Raw genomic sequence first — 15,309 nt, forward strand, 5'->3', positions numbered from 1 at the left:
CACAAATAGTTCTTGCGATAAAAATTCGAATGTCTAGATTGAACTGTATTGCAGCACTTTGGGAAGAAGCATGACTTCTGTGCTTTACACCCTTTATTGTCATACCTATTAATTCAGCAACTACACAGAACCGCGACTCTTTCTGCATATGCATATTACCTGCATAGCAGAAAGAGTCCGCGTTCAGGGCCGCAATCGGGATGGGATTTCATAATGCCGAAAGAAACTGAACAGGTGCATAACGATATTTTGCTGTTAATAACAAGACCGTCATTGCAGGCAACTGCTTTGGTTCATCAACTCAAAACATCGTTACCAATAAATGTCAAAATACAGAATGTTCAAAGAATGCTTGAGCAACCTGACGCCGAGCGCATTCTGGTTCTGTTTGATCTGAGTGAGTCAGATAAAAAAAGAACGCTACTCTGGCAAAGCGAACTCCGGCGATTGCGAGAAAAAGTCAAAGTATTGTTGATTAATATGCCAGAGGACTATCACTTTCATGAGGTTGAGTCCTGGTTTGGAATCAGTGCCGTTTTCCATCTTTCCGTAGATGAACAGACTTTAGTGAATGGCATTCGCAATGTGATGAACGGTGGTTGCCATTTCCCTCACGATCTTACCAGCTATCTTATTAATCAGTCAGGCAGTTATCGATACCATGACGATACCAGTGGCCTGACACAACGCGAGAAAGATATTCTTAATAAACTGCGCATGGGCGCTTCTAATATTGAAATTGCCCGTCTGCTATTTATTAGTGAGAATACTGTGAAAACACATTTATATAATCTTTTTCGCAAGATATCTGTAAAAAACAGAACGCAGGCAGTTACCTGGGCCAACGAAAACCTTAGACGCTAATCATGAAAAAATTGATAGTGGTAATGGTGGCATTAATGATGCTACTGGTAATCCGCGCCAGCGCCGCAGCAGAAATAGAAGTGCCGGGTCTGGTGACGGATAATACTATCACTCGCGTGGGGCACGATTTTTATAGAGCATTCACCGAACACTGGGAGGAAGAATACCCCGGCGCCATTACGATTAATGAACGGCCCAGCGCCCGATGGGGCAGTTGGATAACCATTAAAGTCGATCAAGATTTATTGTATCAGACGTTCTTATTTCCTGGTCACAATGACTTTGATAAACAAGTTAATGTCGCACTAGCCTCCGTGTATGAGGCTTTGCAGAAACGCGCCATTAATAAAGCGTTATTAAATACCGGCGACTTAACCAAAGATGAGTTCTAGGAGCATACTATGAAAGTGCTTTCTCTGATTCTTGGCATTGGTTTTTTATCTACAACCGCCCAGGCTGGGAACCTGACCTTCCAGTTTATTAACCCTAATTTTGGCGGCAACCCCAATAATGGTTCTTTTTTGCTTTCGGAGGCTAACGCGCAAAACTCCTATAAAGATCCAAATGCTTACGACTGGAGCAGCGCAACATCAAGCTCATCGCTTGATAATTTCACCTCTGCTGTTCAATCACAACTCCTTGGCAGCCTGATGGGCAACCTTTCTAGCGGTAAACCCGGACGGCTGGTGACGAAAGACTTTATTGTTGATATCACCAATACCGATGGTCAATTAATGATGAATATTCTTGATCGCTCTTCCGGAAAAACTTCCTCTATTCAGGTCAGCGGCCTGAGCAGTGTTTCAACATATTAATCAGTGGCGAGATGCTGAGATGAAAAATATAACCGGCGTTGTGGTCATTTTAATTAGCCTTTTGATGTTGACGGGCTGCATTACCTCTCCACCTAAACAGGCGGCAAAACCCACGCTGTTGCCGCGCTCGCAGAGTTACCAGGATCTAACGCATCTGCCGCCACCGCAGGGGAAACTGTTTGTCTCAGTTTACAATATCCAGGATGAAACCGGGCAGTTCAAACCCTACCCGGCGAGTAACTTTTCAACCTCGGTCCCGCAGAGCGCCACCGCCATGCTGGTTTCGGCGCTGAAAGACTCCAACTGGTTTACTCCGCTGGAGCGTCAGGGACTACAGAACTTGCTCAATGAGCGCAAAATTATCCGCGCGGCTCAAGAAAATGGCACTGTCGCGGAGAATAATCGCAGTCAGCTGCCATCGCTGGTGGCGGCCAATATCCTGATTGAAGGCTCGATCATCGGTTACGAAAGTAATGTGAAATCGGGCGGGGCAGGGGCGCGATACTTTGGCATTGGCGCCAGCACGCAGTATCAGCTCGATCAGATTGCCGTTAACCTGAGGGTGGTTAATGTTAGCACGGGCGAAGTCCTTTCTTCCGTGAATACCAGTAAAACCATTCTCTCCTATGAGTTCCAGGCCGGCGTATTCCGCTATATCGACTTCCAGCGTCTGCTGGAGGGGGAAGTGGGGTATACGGTGAATGAACCGGTGATGCTGTGTCTGATGTCGGCCATTGAAACCGGTGTCATCTATCTGGTCAATGACGGGATTAGCCGCAACCTGTGGCAACTGAAGAATGCCTCAGATATCAATTCGCCGGTACTCGAAAAATACAAAAGTATCATCGTTCCCGATATTTCCTGATATCTAAGGCCTGGCGAGCACTATTCGTGCTCGCCGCTGGCATCCCGCCATTCGCCGTTGCCGAGGTTGTCGAGCGTGTAGCCACCCATGGCATAACGAATTAATCGCAGCGTCGGGTAGCCTACGTGAGCGGTCATCCGCCGTACCTGGCGATTGCGTCCTTCATACAGCGTCACTTTCAGCCAGGCCGTCGGGATGGATTTACGCTCGCGTATCGGCGGGTTACGCGGCCACAGCCACTCGGGTGCGTCCACGCGTTCGATACCGGCCGGTAGCGTTGGCCCATCGTTCAGGGTGACGCCATGACGCAATGCGTCTATCGCCTCGTCCGTCGGTTCTCCTTCGACCTGAACGTAATAAATTTTCCCCGTCCGTTTACCCGGCTGCGTGAGCCTGGCCTGTAAAGCGCCATCGTTTGTTAACACCAGCAGGCCTTCACTGTCACGGTCAAGACGTCCGGCAGCGTACACATTTTGCACGGGAATAAAATCTTTCAGCGTGCTGCGGCCTGCTTCGTCGGTAAACTGCGGCAAAACATCATAGGGTTTATTGAACAGAATGACGCGTTTTGGTTGGTTATCCCGGCGCGGCTTAGCGCCTTGTTTCGAGCTGAATCGCTCAACCCGGTGTTTTCTAAAAGAAGTTTTAATCATAGTATTTTCAGGCTTTATAGATTCGCGCATTATAGCCTAAGAACGAGAGTCTTTCATGGCGCCAAACAATCAGGTAGTATTGACAGGCTTATTACAAAACATTAACAAAAATGCTCTAACTCTTTGTGTTGCAGGAAGACGGTAAGACAGTGCATCTCCAGACTCGGTGGAGTGGGTGTAGTAGCGGCAAGAACCTGTGGCGTAAAGGATGACGAGCACACCAGTAGCGCTCGAAGGAGAGGTGAATGGAAAGCAAAGTAGTTGTTCCGGCGGAAGGTCAAAAAATCACCCTGAAAGACGGCAAGCTGAATGTGCCACACAATCCGATTATCCCATTTATTGAAGGCGACGGTATCGGCATTGACGTGACTCCGGCAATGCTGAAAGTGGTTGATGCCGCTGTTGAGAAAGCCTACAAAGGCGAGCGTAAAATTTCCTGGATGGAAATTTACACCGGGGAAAAATCCACTCAGATCTACGGCCAGGACGTATGGCTGCCAGCAGAAACGCTGGATCTCATCCGTGATTACCGCGTTGCTATCAAAGGCCCACTGACCACGCCAGTTGGCGGCGGCATTCGTTCTCTGAACGTTGCGCTGCGTCAGGAACTCGACCTGTACGTTTGTCTGCGCCCGGTTCGTTACTACCAGGGTACCCCGAGCCCGGTTAAACACCCAGAACTGACCGATATGGTTATCTTCCGTGAAAACTCCGAAGACATCTACGCGGGTATCGAATGGAAAGCGGACTCTGCTGACGCTGAGAAAGTGATCAAATTCCTGCGCGAAGAGATGGGCGTGAAGAAAATTCGCTTCCCGGAACATTGCGGTATCGGCATCAAGCCGTGCTCCGAAGAAGGGACCAAGCGTCTGGTGCGTGCGGCGATCGAATACGCGATCACCAACGACCGTGACTCTCTGACCCTGGTGCACAAAGGCAATATCATGAAGTTCACCGAAGGCGCGTTCAAAGACTGGGGCTACCAGCTGATTCGCGACGAATTCGGCGGCGAACTGATCGACGGCGGCCCGTGGCAGAAAATCAAGAACCCGAACACCGGCAAAGAGATCATCATTAAAGATGTGATCGCCGATGCGTTCCTGCAGCAGATCCTGCTGCGTCCGGCTGAATACGACGTTATCGCCTGTATGAACCTCAACGGTGACTACATTTCTGACGCCCTGGCGGCGCAGGTTGGCGGTATCGGTATCGCACCGGGCGCCAACATCGGTGACGAGTGCGCACTGTTCGAAGCGACCCACGGTACCGCACCGAAGTATGCAGGCCAGGACAAAGTGAACCCAGGTTCTATCATCCTGTCCGCAGAAATGATGCTGCGTCATATGGAATGGTTCGAAGCGGCTGACCTGATCGTTAAAGGTATGGAAGGCGCGATCAACAACAAGACCGTGACCTATGACTTCGAACGTCTGATGGAAGGCGCTAAGCTGCTGAAATGTTCAGAGTTTGGTGACGCGATTATCGCGAATATGTAATCCACTTGCTGGGTTAGTGATAAACGGGAGCCGGTTGGTTCCCGTTTTTATTATCAGGATTCGAACGGCTATCCATCGTTTATCAAAACAAGTCATCTCATTACCCTCTAAACTTTTTTCTGGATGGTGGCATCTTCGGCCTGTCCCACTTTGGCGTAAACGTTCAGGAAATGATTTCTGACCGGGTCGGGTATGACAAGCCTTGAAGTAAAGCTCGGGGTGAAAGACGTTTACTGAGGTAGAAACCCAACACAGGGTTACGCACGCTCTTGATGTATCTATGAGAGCCTGGTCTTCTGAGCAGAAGGTCTGCTGTGAGCGAGGAGCGGAAGTTCGCAATCGCTCTCATTGTTGATGACGGCCGTACCCGTGGCAGGATAGGAGATGTTGTTATTCAATCTATCCATGGTACAGGTTCACCAATATAAGTGTGTGTGCAGCAGCGGCAAGTCACCTTAACGTCCTTTCTAGTAATTGAAGGGTTCACCTGTTGCAGAATTCCATTCTCATCAACAAACAGACCCGGATAAAAACTGCTTTCGCCAATGCAGACTAAATCTCTTCGCTGATGCTCATGTAGCGCGACCAACCAGAAAACAGGCTCGGTGGTATCAAGACGTCCACATACTTCGCTGAATATTTCATCCCACGGTTTGCCAATCTGCTTGATCAGAAAATAAAACAATGGTGTGTAGTCTCGGCCACGCTTCTGTCTGCCATGCATTGTCTCGCGCTTTACCAGTAGCTCATCTCCGACTTTTTTACGATTTCGTTCCCAGCAATACTCTGCTCCTGGATTATTAGAATGGTGCCGCGTAGTTGTGTTGACGCTGCGATACAGTTTACGGGACTTATTCAGTTGATGAGTACGCATAGCTCGATCTCGTGCATCCTTTATTCTGTGAGTCAGTAACCCCTGCCGGAGCTAGATTCAATAGTTTGTGACTGCATGAAAATGGTCATGCATAAAGGCAGTCTCATTCTGCTGAAATACCTTCCTACTAACAACTACCAAAAGTCCCCTCCTGAAACAAAGCGGAACTGAAGTGCTTACGGAGGAGCAAAAACACAGTCGACCCAGTAATCACTCGCCACAAACGCGGCAAGTAAGGCTGATGTTTGGCGCTCCCCCCGAGAGGTCAACGCGCCATCACTCTGTCCCTGAATAATACCTCTCACATTCCACCCTGTTTCCGCGTGTCGCACAAATATCACTTGCATCATTAAAGGACCATGTATGTTATTGATTTAAATGCCACAGTCCAAACATACCCCGTTAATATGATGGCATGTTCTCTGTTCTGGACGAAAACAGGAACAAGTGTAGATGAACATTGTTATGTTCAGCCTCAGAAATGTCAGGCGAGCACGCTCCCCTTGCCGGACTACCATACTTTATTTATGAAAAATGATTCTCATTAACATTTGTGCTGGTGTGATGTTTAATAGCGTTTTTCCTATTCAAAGGATGTGAAATGAGTCTTCGATTTTCGACATTGCGTCGCATTCCCGGTGGCGTCTGGATTATTGGTTTCGTCAGCCTTTTGATGGATATTTCATCTGAAATGATCCACAGCCTCCTTCCACTTTTTATGGCAACGTCTTTAGGGGCCCCGGTAGTCATCATTGGACTCATAGAAGGAGTGGCCGAAGCGACGGCATTGTGCGTCAAAGTTTTTTCGGGCGTTATCAGCGATTACATTGGCAAACGTAAAGGGCTGGCTGTCCTTGGATATGGCCTTGGCGCGCTTAGCAAGCCGCTGTTCGCACTGGCCTCCACATCTGGAATGATATTCAGCGCGAGGATGATTGACCGTGTAGGAAAAGGAATAAGAGGGGCACCCCGAGATGCGCTCGTTGCTGACGTTACTCCGCCCGAGATCAGAGGGGCGGCTTATGGCCTGCGCCAGACACTGGACACGATGGGAGGGTTCCTCGGACCGCTGCTGGCAGTGGGCCTGATGCTGTTATGGAGTAATGATTTCCGCGCCGTTTACTGGGTGGCGGTCGTGCCAGCCTTTCTGGCCGTGGCCCTGTTATTCTGCGGATTGCATGAACCACGCACCCCTGTCGTAACCGCCAGGACTAACCCGATAAAAAAAGAGAACCTGAAAAGGCTGGGCGTAGATTGTTGGTGGGTGATAGGGCTCGGCGGGGTGTTTACTCTCGCCAGGTTTAGTGAGGCTTTCCTGGTTCTCAGAGCACATGAGGTCAATATTCCACTGGCTTTAATCCCTCTCGTTATGGTCGCCATGAATATTGTATTTTCATTTACAGCCTATCCGTTCGGACGCTTATCAGACAGCACCAGTCACCGGCGATTGCTCCAGATGGGGCTGGTGGTGCTCATCATGGCAGATTTAGTACTTGCTCTGAGTCATTCCTGGGTGGGGATTATTGTTGGCGTAGCATTGTGGGGTGTACATATGGGAATGACACAGGGGTTGCTGAACACGATGATTGCTCACACCGCACCAGCCGACCTTCGTGGAACGGCGTTCGGATTATTCAGTTTGTTGAGTGGACTGGGATTACTGATAACCAGTCTGGGGGCGGGATTGTTGTGGGACATCTGGGGTTCAGCTTCTACATTTTTTGCTGGCGCGATGATCTGTGTACTGACGTTGATTCTGACTCGGTTTGTCCCTGAGAAGTCCGAGTAATCAATCTGTGCCGATAAAATTCTGAGATATGCCGCTCAATAACTGCTGACTGGGTAATGAGTCCATTCAGACGATGAGTCGACCTGGCGCTCCCGGCTTGCGGTTAAACCGGGAGGGGCAGGATAGGGTGTCATAATCGTCTGCACAACCTGAAGGCCTGGTCGTTTCAGAAGACGTTATTTTCCTCAGATACAGGGCCCAGTGGCACATCCGTACATCATGTATAGCGGAAATAAAGGTACTAAAGGGATCATGGCGACTTGGCCAAGCTCGCTAATCGTCTTGGTCTTATCATTGATGGAAACCACAATCGGGTGTTCTAACTGGTAGGCGGCGGCCAGATCGGGCGGGTACGATGAAGACCAAAATCCTGCTGCTTTAAACGAAACACCGAGGTGATCGTTATCAATTTGCACCGCATGATACTCATTGCGCAATTGGGTCAACTGCCCGGCATCCAGCTTGCGCTTATCCATCACAACCAGGTATTCCGCCGTCACCTCATGTTGTTCTACCTCGAAGCTAACCCGTACTCCGGCAGCCTGTTGGTGAAAGCGTTCATAAAAGGTCTTATAACGCTGATACTCCTGAGGTACACCGTTACGGTTAAAACGGTAACCGTATTTAGCTGAGCTGGCGATAATGCCGGAGTCTGTGGGTTTTACAGCCACAATGGTATCCGTAGGCGGCAAGTTTGGTGCACTTGTACATCCTACAAGCATCACCACGGCCAGCAGCGATAAATATTTCATCATTTTGAGCGGTTCCTGTTCGCTATTTTCTCTGAGATATCAGGAGGTTTTTAACACACGGAGACAAATATTTATCCTTGTGTATCATCATTTCCGAACCTGCTTTTAACCCTACATTTTCTTGTTCATACGCAGCGCATCAACAACGAGTGAAAAAGCCGGTGAAGGCTGTTTACGGCTAGGGTAATAAAGATAGTAGCCTGGAAAAGGATGACACCAGGACTCAAGTACGTGTACGAGACGACCTTCGCGAATGTGTGAGCCGAACTCTTCTTCGGGCAAAAAGGCGATGCCTAACCCAGCCAGCGCAGCGTCGACAACATGTTCCGACGTATTAAACGTCAACTGTCCATTAACCCGGACGTTCAGTTCTCCTCCTTCCCGATCGAATTCCCAAACATAAATCCCCCCGGATCGAACCATACGCAGATTAATACACTGATGCTGCGTTAGATCATGGGGAGTTTGGGGAACCGGATATTGTGCGAAATAATCGGGCGAGGCTGCCGCGGCCATACGCAGTTTCGGGCCGATTGGCATCGCTATCATGTCCTTATCGATCGTATCACCAAGCCGTACGCCCGCATCAAAACGATCTGCCACGATATCCCGGAATCCGTGGTTTGCGTCGAACTCGATGTGAATATCCGGATACTCGCGCAGCAGTGGCGTCAGTTTGGGCAGAAGGGTCGTTTTCAACACGTTCGGCCCGCATGTAATTCGGACGGTACCCGCAGGCTTGTCCCGCAGTTCGGTCAGCATGTCCAGCTCAGCCTCAATCTCGTCAATGCGATGGCCCACTGATTGCAGCAGGCGCTCCCCGGCGGCCGTCGGGGACACGCTGCGGGTTGTCCGCGTTAGCAGGCGGATCTGCATCCGTTCTTCCAGCCCGGAAATCGCCTGGCTCAGCGCTGGCTGGGTCACGCCAAGCAGCGCGGCGGCACGTGTAAAACTGCCTTCCCGCGCTACGGTGACGAAAGAGAGTAAATCGTTGAGGTTGCGTCTGGCCATGTTCGTTTCCGATCTATTTATAAGTTTTGCTTATAAGGCTATTAAGCATTCATTAGCTAGTTTTGCCGCTGCCTATTGGTAACAATAATGCGATGAATAAGTCAACGCTAAACAACACGCAAAATGCTCACGGCAAAACGTCGCTATTGCTGCTGCTCTTTATCGGGCTGCTGTGCGTCACGCAGTCCGTGATCGCGGATGACAACGAACGGGTAGCTGTACAGGAGACGCTGATAAAAGTTGAGATTGTTGTGAACGGTGAGATCGCGACTGCCACCCTCTATGACTCGCCCACAGGTCGGGATTTTGCATCATTACTTCCCCTCAGTCTGACGCTGCAGGATTACGCCGATATTGAACGCATTAGCGATCTACCGCGCAGGCTTTCCACGGCACAGGCTCCGGAAGGAATGACGCCGGAAGCGGGTGATATAGCTTTTTACGCGCCCTGGGGCAACCTGGCGATTTTTGTCCAGGGTAGACCTTACGCCCGTTCACTGATCCCGGTAGGGAAAATCGATTCAGGACTGCCGGCCCTGCAGCGCCAGGGACCGCTTAGGGTGCAGATCAGGGCCGTAGACTAAGCGGTCACGCGCTCCCAAAACCGCGCTCCCTTTAATTACCAGACTATCCCTCACGTCGTCGTTTCGGTGTCTCTTGCAGGCCTGAAGGCGCAAGGGGAGGGCATCGTATTACCTACAGAAAAGAAAGGCTTAATGCGTAATCAGAAAATTGAAACCAGAAACCAAAACGAAGCAAGTGAAAAACAGCGGGCGCACTGGGGCGGCGTTTTTGCCATGACGCTGTGCGTCTTCGCCCTGATCGCCTCCGAATTTATGCCGGTCAGCCTTCTGACGCCGATGGCGTACTCCCTGAATGTTACCGAAGGCATGGCCGGACAGGGGATCGCCATTTCCGGCGCGTTTGCGGTGATGACTAGCCTGTTTATTTCCAGACTGGCAGGCACGCTTGACCGGAAAATTCTGCTGCTCGGCCTGACGGGCATGATGGCGCTTTCCGGTGCTGTCATCGCGATGGCGCCCAATTACCTGATCTATATGGCAGGCCGCGCCCTGATTGGCATCGTCGTCGGCGGGTTCTGGTCGATGTCGGCGGCGACAGCGATGCGGCTGGTACCGGTGCACCGTGTTCCGTTGGCGCTGGCTATTTTCAATAGCGGCAACGCGCTGGCAACCGTCGTGGCTGCCCCCTTGGGCAGTTGGCTGGGTGCGGTCATCGGCTGGCGGGGAGCCTTCTTCTGCCTGTTACCTGTCGCCATCCTTGCGTTTATCTGGCAACTGCTCAGCCTACCGTCCATGCCGGTTACCCGCCAGCCAGCTGGGGCCAGCAATATTTTCACGCTGTTTCGCCGCCGGGTGGTGACGCTGGGCATGCTGGGTGTTGGAATTTTCTTTATGGGGCAGTTCACGCTCTTTACCTACATCCGGCCTTTCCTTGAGGCGGTCACGAAGGTAGATGCCTCTGCGGTGACCCTCATCCTGCTGGTCATCGGTATGGCCGGTTTCATCGGCACCACGCTAATTGGCCGGGTATTGAAGCGTGGATTCTACCCAACCCTGATGGCGATTCCCGTGCTGATGGCGATTGTCGCGCTAGCCCTGATCGCGTTTGGCAGCCAGGCGGCCATCGTGACGGCGTTGCTCGGACTGTGGGGGTTGATTTCAACCGCCGCGCCCGTGGGATGGTGGGCATGGGTTCCACGCACGTTTCCTCAGAATGCTGAAGCGGGCGGCGGGCTGATGGTGGCGATGGTGCAACTGTCTATTGCGCTGGGATCTACCGTGGGGGGCCTGCTGTTCGACCATCATGGCTACCAGAGCACCTTCCTGGCCAGCGCCGCGATGTTGATCATTGCAACCGTACTGATTTTTCTGACCTCACGTGCAGATGCATCTGCACGTGACCATTCATAATACTAATCCTGATAAGGAAACCATCATGAATAAATTTACGTTAGCGCTGGGGCTGTTCATCAGTGCATTTGCCACCTCTGCGGCAGATATGTCCAGAGGTGCTGACAACTTTTATAAAAGCGATAAGGTGACGCAGCAAAAAGTGACCTTTAAAAACCAGTATCAGATGAACGTGGTCGGCAATCTGTTTATCCCGAAAACGATGAATCAGAACGCTAAAAACCCAGCGATTGTCGTTGGCCATCCAATGGGCGCGGTCAAGGAACAAAGCGCAAACCTGTATGCGCAGAAGCTGGCGGAGCAGGGGTTTGTCACGCTGGCGATTGATCTCTCGTTCTGGGGAGAAAGCGAAGGTAAACCGGGGCACCTGATTTCACCGGAAATCTACACGGATGACTTCAGTGCGGCGGTTGATTATCTCAGTACACAGCCGTTTGTCGATCCAGAAAACATCGGCGTGCTGGGTATCTGCGGCAGCGGAAGCTTTGTTATCAGCGCCGCGAAAATCGACCCGCGGATGAAAGCCATCGCCACCGTCAGCATGTATGACATGGGAGCCGCGTTCCGTAATGGCCTTAACCATTCCCAGACGCTGGAACAACGCAAGGCGTTTATCCAGTCTGCCATTGAGCAGCGTTTTGCCGAGTTCAAAGGGGGAGATACCGCGTATATTCCGGGCACCGTGAATAAACTGGAGGCTTCCACGCCGGAGATTCAGCGCGAGTTCTTTGATTTCTACCGCACCGAACGCGGCGGCTACACTCCGCAGGCCGAGAAAGAAGAACTGACGACAAAACCAATGCTGAGCAGTATCGGTAAGTTTATGAACTTCTACCCGTTCAACGATATTGAAACCATTTCACCGCGTCCGATGCTCTTTATTACCGGCGATCGGGCCCATTCAAAAGAGTTCAGCGAGGACGCCTTCAAACGTGCCGGTCAGCCTAAAGAGCTGTATGTCGTTCCGGGGGCAGGACACGTCGATTTGTATGACCGCACGGACGTGATCCCCTTCGACAAACTGGCCGACTTTTTCCGTAGCAACCTGAAATAACGCACTCGGTCAAGAACCAGGCGAGTTGAGGGAACCGATGGGTTCCCTTTTTTGCGTGTACGGCAGTCTTACTCGCTGACCAGCCAGAATTCCGCCTCATCAAACATTTCTGTGACTACTCTGCTTATCTGCTCTTTCTCATGTTTGCTGGCATCAGTGTTGATGGCGGGCAGCGTCATCATGGGTTTGACGCGGACTTCCGCGTCAGGAAATACGCTGTGCACTCTTTTGCTCAACTCTGCCAGGATTATCTCTTTCGCGCCGGGCAAACCTTCAAAATTCCGTTTGTCGTAGACGAGTTCCACAAACATGCTTTTACTCCAGTTAACTGTATATAAAAACAGTATATAAACCGTCTGCGTTAGCAGTGTCAATTTTATTTCGCAATAAAAAACCCCGGCAGGCGGGGTTTCAATCACGAGGAGTATGCCAGGGCAGGCTACAATGCTTTACCGCTGATCTTTTCCAGAATGGCGTCAGGCTTTGCGCTACCCAGAATCACTTTCGGTGGGTTATCCAGCACGATCATCGTAGGCGTTAGCTGGATGCCCAGTCGTTCAGCCAGCGCAGACTGTTTGACGACTTCATCCGAACAGCTGGCGCTGGTGTCATTATTGGGCAGAAACCCTGCCATGGCCCCTTGCAGGCTCTTTTGACGATCGTCTGAGCACCAGACGCGACCCATATCTTCAATCACGGAATCGCGAATAGAAGGGGGAGCAACGGTCAGAAACGACATGGTTAGCCCGGCATCGTTGTAACTCTTAATGTTCTTGACGACCTGAGAACAGAAAGAGCATTGGTTGTCGATGAACACCAGAACCTTGTGTTTTTCATCGGCGGCGGTGAATGTCACCGGGGTTAATTCAGGCAGAGTACGGTCGAGATCCTTTAATGCTTCTGCGGTACTGTCATCGGTGCTGGCCGGGGCATCAGCGGAAAAAACGTTAAAACTCATCGCCCAGACAACTGGCAGGGCAATCAGCGGAATCACTTTCACGGTATACCTCATTGGATAATGCTCAGGATCGTCAACGGCATCTACGGATGATGTTTTTAGCATCAACTGTAAAACGCTGTGACTGTAGCCGATCGTCACGGACGCGATCAATGTTTATTTTTTGTACAAAATGCATCAAAAGGGGAAGGCGTTCTGCAATCTGGAATCGACGCGAACATTACGGGTATAATCTTGCAAAATTTATCAATGAGTTTAGAGCGAAGATGACAAAACTGACCTTACAAGAGCAGATGCTAAAAGCGGGGCTGGTCACCAGTAAAAAAATGGCTAAGGTCCAGCGCACGGCGAAAAAGTCGCGCGTTCAGGCCCGCGAAGCGCGAGAAGCGGTAGAGGAAAACAAAAAAGCGCAGCTTGAGCGCGATAAGCAGCTGAGTGAGCAGCAGAAACAGGCGACGCTGTCGAAAGAGTACAAAGCGCAGGTCAAACAGCTGATCGAGATGAACCGCATCACCGTTGCCCGAGGCGATATCAACTTTAACTTTACCGACAATAACGTGATCAAAAAGATGGCGGTGGATAAGCTGACGCAAACACAGCTGATCAACGGTCGTCTGGCCATTGCGCGGCTGGCGACTAACGCCGCGGGTGAAAGTGAATACGCCATTATTCCGGCGGTTGTGGCGGAGAAAATTGCGCAGCGTGATGCCACCAGCATCGTTCTGCACAGTGCGCTCAGTCAGGAAGTACAGGACGAAGACGATCCGTACGCTGATTTCAAAATCCCTGACGATTTGATGTGGTAATCCACGTCAGATTAGAACGGGCTGGCGCTGTGGGCGTTGATCTTTTCCTGGCTTACGGGATGAACAAAACAGAGTGCGCTGGCATGTAGCATAAGACGTGGCGTTTGTTCGGTTCCAGGCTGTTCGCGGCCACCATACAGGTCGCAACCCAGAATCGGGTAGCCCAACTGCTCGCAGTGAATGCGTAGCTGATGAGTGCGCCCGGTTTCAGGAACAAGTTGAACGCGAGTCAGCGCCAGGCGGTTGTGATAAAAACGGCTCACAACCCGATAACGAGAACGCGCCGGTTTGCCGTTAAGGGCGGAAATGGACATCCGCGGAAAACGCGCGGGGTCTTTAGCAATTGGCGCATCAATCACCCCTTCATCCTCGCTCAGGTGACCGCACAGTAGGGCGCTGTAGGTTTTTATCACTGCTCGTTGGCTAAACTGCTGGCAAAGGGCGGCATTGATGGCCTTATTGCGGGCGATGACCATCAGCCCGGATGTGCCGAAATCCAGGCGATGGACCAGCGTGCAGTCGGGAAATTGCTGAACCAGACGATAGTGTACGGAATCGAGGTTCTGCGGATTTTTCCCCGAGAGGCTGAGCAACCCGCTGGGCTTATTGATAATCAGCAGATGCGCGTCCTGATGAAGTATCTCTATTTGCTCATGGCAAGGTGGGGCAATAAAGGTATCGAGAATGGTAGACATCTGGCTGCACGGCTGGAGAGTGGGTGCGGATGATACCCAATTTTTCGCCAACAGGCGAATCCGACGAGGTCGCACGGTGGAAATTTATCATCCACACTTAAGCCAAAGACATAGTCTGCGCGGGCATTGTGCATTACACTGCGCGCTGCAAAAATTGAGTTGATAAACGATTAACCAGGCGGTAACGGCGATGAATGGAACAATCACAACGTGGTTTAAAGATAAAGGTTTTGGATTTATCAAAGATGAAAATGGCGACAATCGCTATTTTCATGTGATTAAGGTTGCCAACCCTGAGCTGATTAAAAAAGATGCGGCGGTAACTTTTGAACCCACGACCAATAACAAAGGGCTGTCAGCCTATGCGGTGAAGGTGATCCCGGATAGCAAGTACATCTATATCGCGGGCGAGAAGATCAAGCTGACGTCAATCAAGTCTTTCCTGGTCTACAGCGAAGAAGTTCCTGCTGAGACCCGCATTGATAAAGAAAATGCGGTGTTGTCGGTAGGGTTGCTGATGAACAGCATCAAGCCAAAATCCGACGCGAAGCCGGGTGAAATGCGTACGTTGAAAAAGCTGGCTATCACCACCTTCCAGGGCACTACGTTGATCTTCTCGGAAGATGAGATTGATATAGAAGATACGGTAAAAATGTTGAAAGTCTGATCGCGCTACGCGATAAAAGAGGGAGATAGCCTTAATGGTGAATCTCCCTTTTTTATTGGCGCTTAATTACGTAGGG

The 15,309-nt window shown here is 50.8% G+C and carries 18 protein-coding genes and 1 pseudogene; 11 read left to right on the top strand and 8 right to left on the bottom strand.

Going from position 1 to position 15,309, the window contains the following annotated elements; genetic code table 11:
* Window positions 1–213 precede the first annotated feature (213 nt).
* From csgD to csgG, 4 genes are read left to right on the top strand one after another with little or no spacing between them, the layout of a single operon-like run.
* Window positions 214–864 (top strand): biofilm master transcriptional regulator CsgD, encoded by a 651-nt coding sequence (gene csgD, locus NNN71_RS18850; protein ID WP_163448798.1) that lies wholly within the window; start codon window positions 214–216, stop codon window positions 862–864.
* 2 nt (window positions 865–866) lie between these two features.
* The gene (gene csgE, locus NNN71_RS18855; RefSeq protein WP_163448797.1) at window positions 867–1,256 is read left to right on the top strand and encodes a curli production assembly/transport protein CsgE; all 390 of its coding nucleotides are present in this window, start codon (window positions 867–869) and stop codon (window positions 1,254–1,256) included.
* Between the two features lie 9 nt (window positions 1,257–1,265).
* Window positions 1,266–1,679, top strand: coding sequence for a curli production assembly/transport protein CsgF (gene csgF / locus NNN71_RS18860; RefSeq protein WP_163448796.1), 414 nt, complete (start codon window positions 1,266–1,268; stop codon window positions 1,677–1,679).
* A gap of 19 nt (window positions 1,680–1,698) precedes the next feature.
* Window positions 1,699–2,544 (top strand): curli production assembly/transport protein CsgG, encoded by an 846-nt coding sequence (csgG, locus tag NNN71_RS18865; protein ID WP_163448795.1) that lies wholly within the window; start codon window positions 1,699–1,701, stop codon window positions 2,542–2,544.
* 20 nt (window positions 2,545–2,564) lie between these two features.
* Here csgG and rluE read toward each other — a convergent pair whose 3' ends face one another.
* The gene (rluE, locus tag NNN71_RS18870; RefSeq protein ID WP_223802365.1) at window positions 2,565–3,227 is read right to left on the bottom strand and encodes a 23S rRNA pseudouridine(2457) synthase RluE; all 663 of its coding nucleotides are present in this window, start codon (window positions 3,225–3,227) and stop codon (window positions 2,565–2,567) included.
* Window positions 3,228–3,442: 215 nt separating this feature from the next.
* Here rluE and icd point away from each other — a divergent pair, with 215 nt between their 5' ends.
* Window positions 3,443–4,693, top strand: coding sequence for an NADP-dependent isocitrate dehydrogenase (gene icd, locus NNN71_RS18875; RefSeq protein WP_064546336.1), 1,251 nt, complete (start codon window positions 3,443–3,445; stop codon window positions 4,691–4,693).
* 394 nt (window positions 4,694–5,087) lie between these two features.
* Here icd and NNN71_RS18880 read toward each other — a convergent pair whose 3' ends face one another.
* On the bottom strand, window positions 5,088–5,567 hold the full coding sequence (locus NNN71_RS18880; RefSeq protein WP_167576163.1) for a hypothetical protein: 480 nt from the start codon (window positions 5,565–5,567) through the stop codon (window positions 5,088–5,090).
* Between the two features lie 179 nt (window positions 5,568–5,746).
* A pseudogene (locus NNN71_RS18885) lies at window positions 5,747–5,917 on the bottom strand (histidine phosphatase family protein); the annotation flags it as partial.
* A gap of 251 nt (window positions 5,918–6,168) precedes the next feature.
* Here NNN71_RS18885 and NNN71_RS18890 point away from each other — a divergent pair.
* The gene (locus tag NNN71_RS18890) at window positions 6,169–7,356 is read left to right on the top strand and encodes an MFS transporter (RefSeq protein ID WP_271459101.1); all 1,188 of its coding nucleotides are present in this window, start codon (window positions 6,169–6,171) and stop codon (window positions 7,354–7,356) included.
* Between the two features lie 185 nt (window positions 7,357–7,541).
* Here the strand turns inward: NNN71_RS18890 and NNN71_RS18895 are convergent, their stop codons facing one another.
* Both NNN71_RS18895 and NNN71_RS18900 read right to left on the bottom strand, forming a co-directional pair.
* Entirely contained in the window at window positions 7,542–8,111 is a 570-nt protein-coding gene (locus NNN71_RS18895) for a hypothetical protein (protein ID WP_163448791.1), read from the bottom strand.
* 108 nt (window positions 8,112–8,219) lie between these two features.
* Window positions 8,220–9,119 (bottom strand): LysR family transcriptional regulator, encoded by a 900-nt coding sequence (locus tag NNN71_RS18900; RefSeq protein WP_271459102.1) that lies wholly within the window; start codon window positions 9,117–9,119, stop codon window positions 8,220–8,222.
* A gap of 92 nt (window positions 9,120–9,211) precedes the next feature.
* Between NNN71_RS18900 and NNN71_RS18905 the strand changes: the two genes are divergently transcribed.
* The 3 genes from NNN71_RS18905 to NNN71_RS18915 all read left to right on the top strand — a co-directional run bounded on the left by NNN71_RS18905 (window position 9,212) and on the right by NNN71_RS18915 (window position 12,107).
* Window positions 9,212–9,703, top strand: coding sequence for a cyclophilin-like fold protein (locus tag NNN71_RS18905; RefSeq protein WP_271459103.1), 492 nt, complete (start codon window positions 9,212–9,214; stop codon window positions 9,701–9,703).
* 132 nt (window positions 9,704–9,835) lie between these two features.
* Entirely contained in the window at window positions 9,836–11,053 is a 1,218-nt protein-coding gene (locus NNN71_RS18910; protein ID WP_271459104.1) for an MFS transporter, read from the top strand.
* Window positions 11,054–11,078: 25 nt separating this feature from the next.
* The gene (locus tag NNN71_RS18915; protein ID WP_271459105.1) at window positions 11,079–12,107 is read left to right on the top strand and encodes an alpha/beta hydrolase; all 1,029 of its coding nucleotides are present in this window, start codon (window positions 11,079–11,081) and stop codon (window positions 12,105–12,107) included.
* A 68-nt stretch (window positions 12,108–12,175) separates the two neighbouring features.
* Here the strand turns inward: NNN71_RS18915 and NNN71_RS18920 are convergent, their stop codons facing one another.
* Complete coding sequence (locus NNN71_RS18920) at window positions 12,176–12,418, bottom strand: DinI-like family protein (RefSeq protein ID WP_163448788.1); 243 nt, start codon at window positions 12,416–12,418, stop codon at window positions 12,176–12,178.
* 128 nt (window positions 12,419–12,546) lie between these two features.
* The gene (locus tag NNN71_RS18925; RefSeq protein ID WP_271459106.1) at window positions 12,547–13,107 is read right to left on the bottom strand and encodes a thioredoxin fold domain-containing protein; all 561 of its coding nucleotides are present in this window, start codon (window positions 13,105–13,107) and stop codon (window positions 12,547–12,549) included.
* Window positions 13,108–13,331: 224 nt separating this feature from the next.
* On the opposite strand from NNN71_RS18925, the gene NNN71_RS18930 reads away from it, so the two are divergent.
* On the top strand, window positions 13,332–13,871 hold the full coding sequence (locus tag NNN71_RS18930; RefSeq protein WP_163448786.1) for a DUF2058 domain-containing protein: 540 nt from the start codon (window positions 13,332–13,334) through the stop codon (window positions 13,869–13,871).
* An 11-nt stretch (window positions 13,872–13,882) separates the two neighbouring features.
* Here NNN71_RS18930 and NNN71_RS18935 read toward each other — a convergent pair whose 3' ends face one another.
* A complete protein-coding gene (locus NNN71_RS18935; protein ID WP_271459107.1) occupies window positions 13,883–14,566 on the bottom strand; it encodes an RluA family pseudouridine synthase in 684 nt (227 codons plus the stop codon).
* Between the two features lie 190 nt (window positions 14,567–14,756).
* Between NNN71_RS18935 and NNN71_RS18940 the strand changes: the two genes are divergently transcribed.
* Window positions 14,757–15,233 carry a cold-shock protein gene (locus NNN71_RS18940; protein WP_163448784.1) on the top strand — a complete coding sequence of 159 codons (477 nt, stop codon included), beginning with the start codon at window positions 14,757–14,759 and terminating at the stop codon, window positions 15,231–15,233.
* The last annotated feature ends 76 nt before the right edge of the window (window positions 15,234–15,309 follow it).

Origin of the sequence: Kluyvera sp. Awk 3, from assembly GCF_028069715.1 — a bacterium.
GTDB lineage: Bacteria > Pseudomonadota > Gammaproteobacteria > Enterobacterales > Enterobacteriaceae > Kluyvera > Kluyvera georgiana_A.

Coding starts and splice junctions, on each gene's coding strand:
- NNN71_RS18935 (WP_271459107.1), bottom strand. CDS start 14,566: ATGTCTACCATTCTCGATACCTTTATTGCCCCACCTTGCCATGAGCAA.
- NNN71_RS18880 (WP_167576163.1), bottom strand. CDS start 5,567: ATGCGTACTCATCAACTGAATAAGTCCCGTAAACTGTATCGCAGCGTC.
- rluE (WP_223802365.1), bottom strand. CDS start 3,227: ATGCGCGAATCTATAAAGCCTGAAAATACTATGATTAAAACTTCTTTT.
- NNN71_RS18890 (WP_271459101.1), top strand. CDS start 6,169: ATGAGTCTTCGATTTTCGACATTGCGTCGCATTCCCGGTGGCGTCTGG.
- NNN71_RS18915 (WP_271459105.1), top strand. CDS start 11,079: ATGAATAAATTTACGTTAGCGCTGGGGCTGTTCATCAGTGCATTTGCC.
- csgD (WP_163448798.1), top strand. CDS start 214: ATGCCGAAAGAAACTGAACAGGTGCATAACGATATTTTGCTGTTAATA.
- NNN71_RS18930 (WP_163448786.1), top strand. CDS start 13,332: ATGACAAAACTGACCTTACAAGAGCAGATGCTAAAAGCGGGGCTGGTC.
- icd (WP_064546336.1), top strand. CDS start 3,443: ATGGAAAGCAAAGTAGTTGTTCCGGCGGAAGGTCAAAAAATCACCCTG.
- csgG (WP_163448795.1), top strand. CDS start 1,699: ATGAAAAATATAACCGGCGTTGTGGTCATTTTAATTAGCCTTTTGATG.
- csgF (WP_163448796.1), top strand. CDS start 1,266: ATGAAAGTGCTTTCTCTGATTCTTGGCATTGGTTTTTTATCTACAACC.
- NNN71_RS18920 (WP_163448788.1), bottom strand. CDS start 12,418: ATGTTTGTGGAACTCGTCTACGACAAACGGAATTTTGAAGGTTTGCCC.
- NNN71_RS18940 (WP_163448784.1), top strand. CDS start 14,757: ATGAATGGAACAATCACAACGTGGTTTAAAGATAAAGGTTTTGGATTT.
- csgE (WP_163448797.1), top strand. CDS start 867: ATGAAAAAATTGATAGTGGTAATGGTGGCATTAATGATGCTACTGGTA.
- NNN71_RS18905 (WP_271459103.1), top strand. CDS start 9,212: ATGAATAAGTCAACGCTAAACAACACGCAAAATGCTCACGGCAAAACG.
- NNN71_RS18910 (WP_271459104.1), top strand. CDS start 9,836: ATGCGTAATCAGAAAATTGAAACCAGAAACCAAAACGAAGCAAGTGAA.
- NNN71_RS18900 (WP_271459102.1), bottom strand. CDS start 9,119: ATGGCCAGACGCAACCTCAACGATTTACTCTCTTTCGTCACCGTAGCG.
- NNN71_RS18895 (WP_163448791.1), bottom strand. CDS start 8,111: ATGATGAAATATTTATCGCTGCTGGCCGTGGTGATGCTTGTAGGATGT.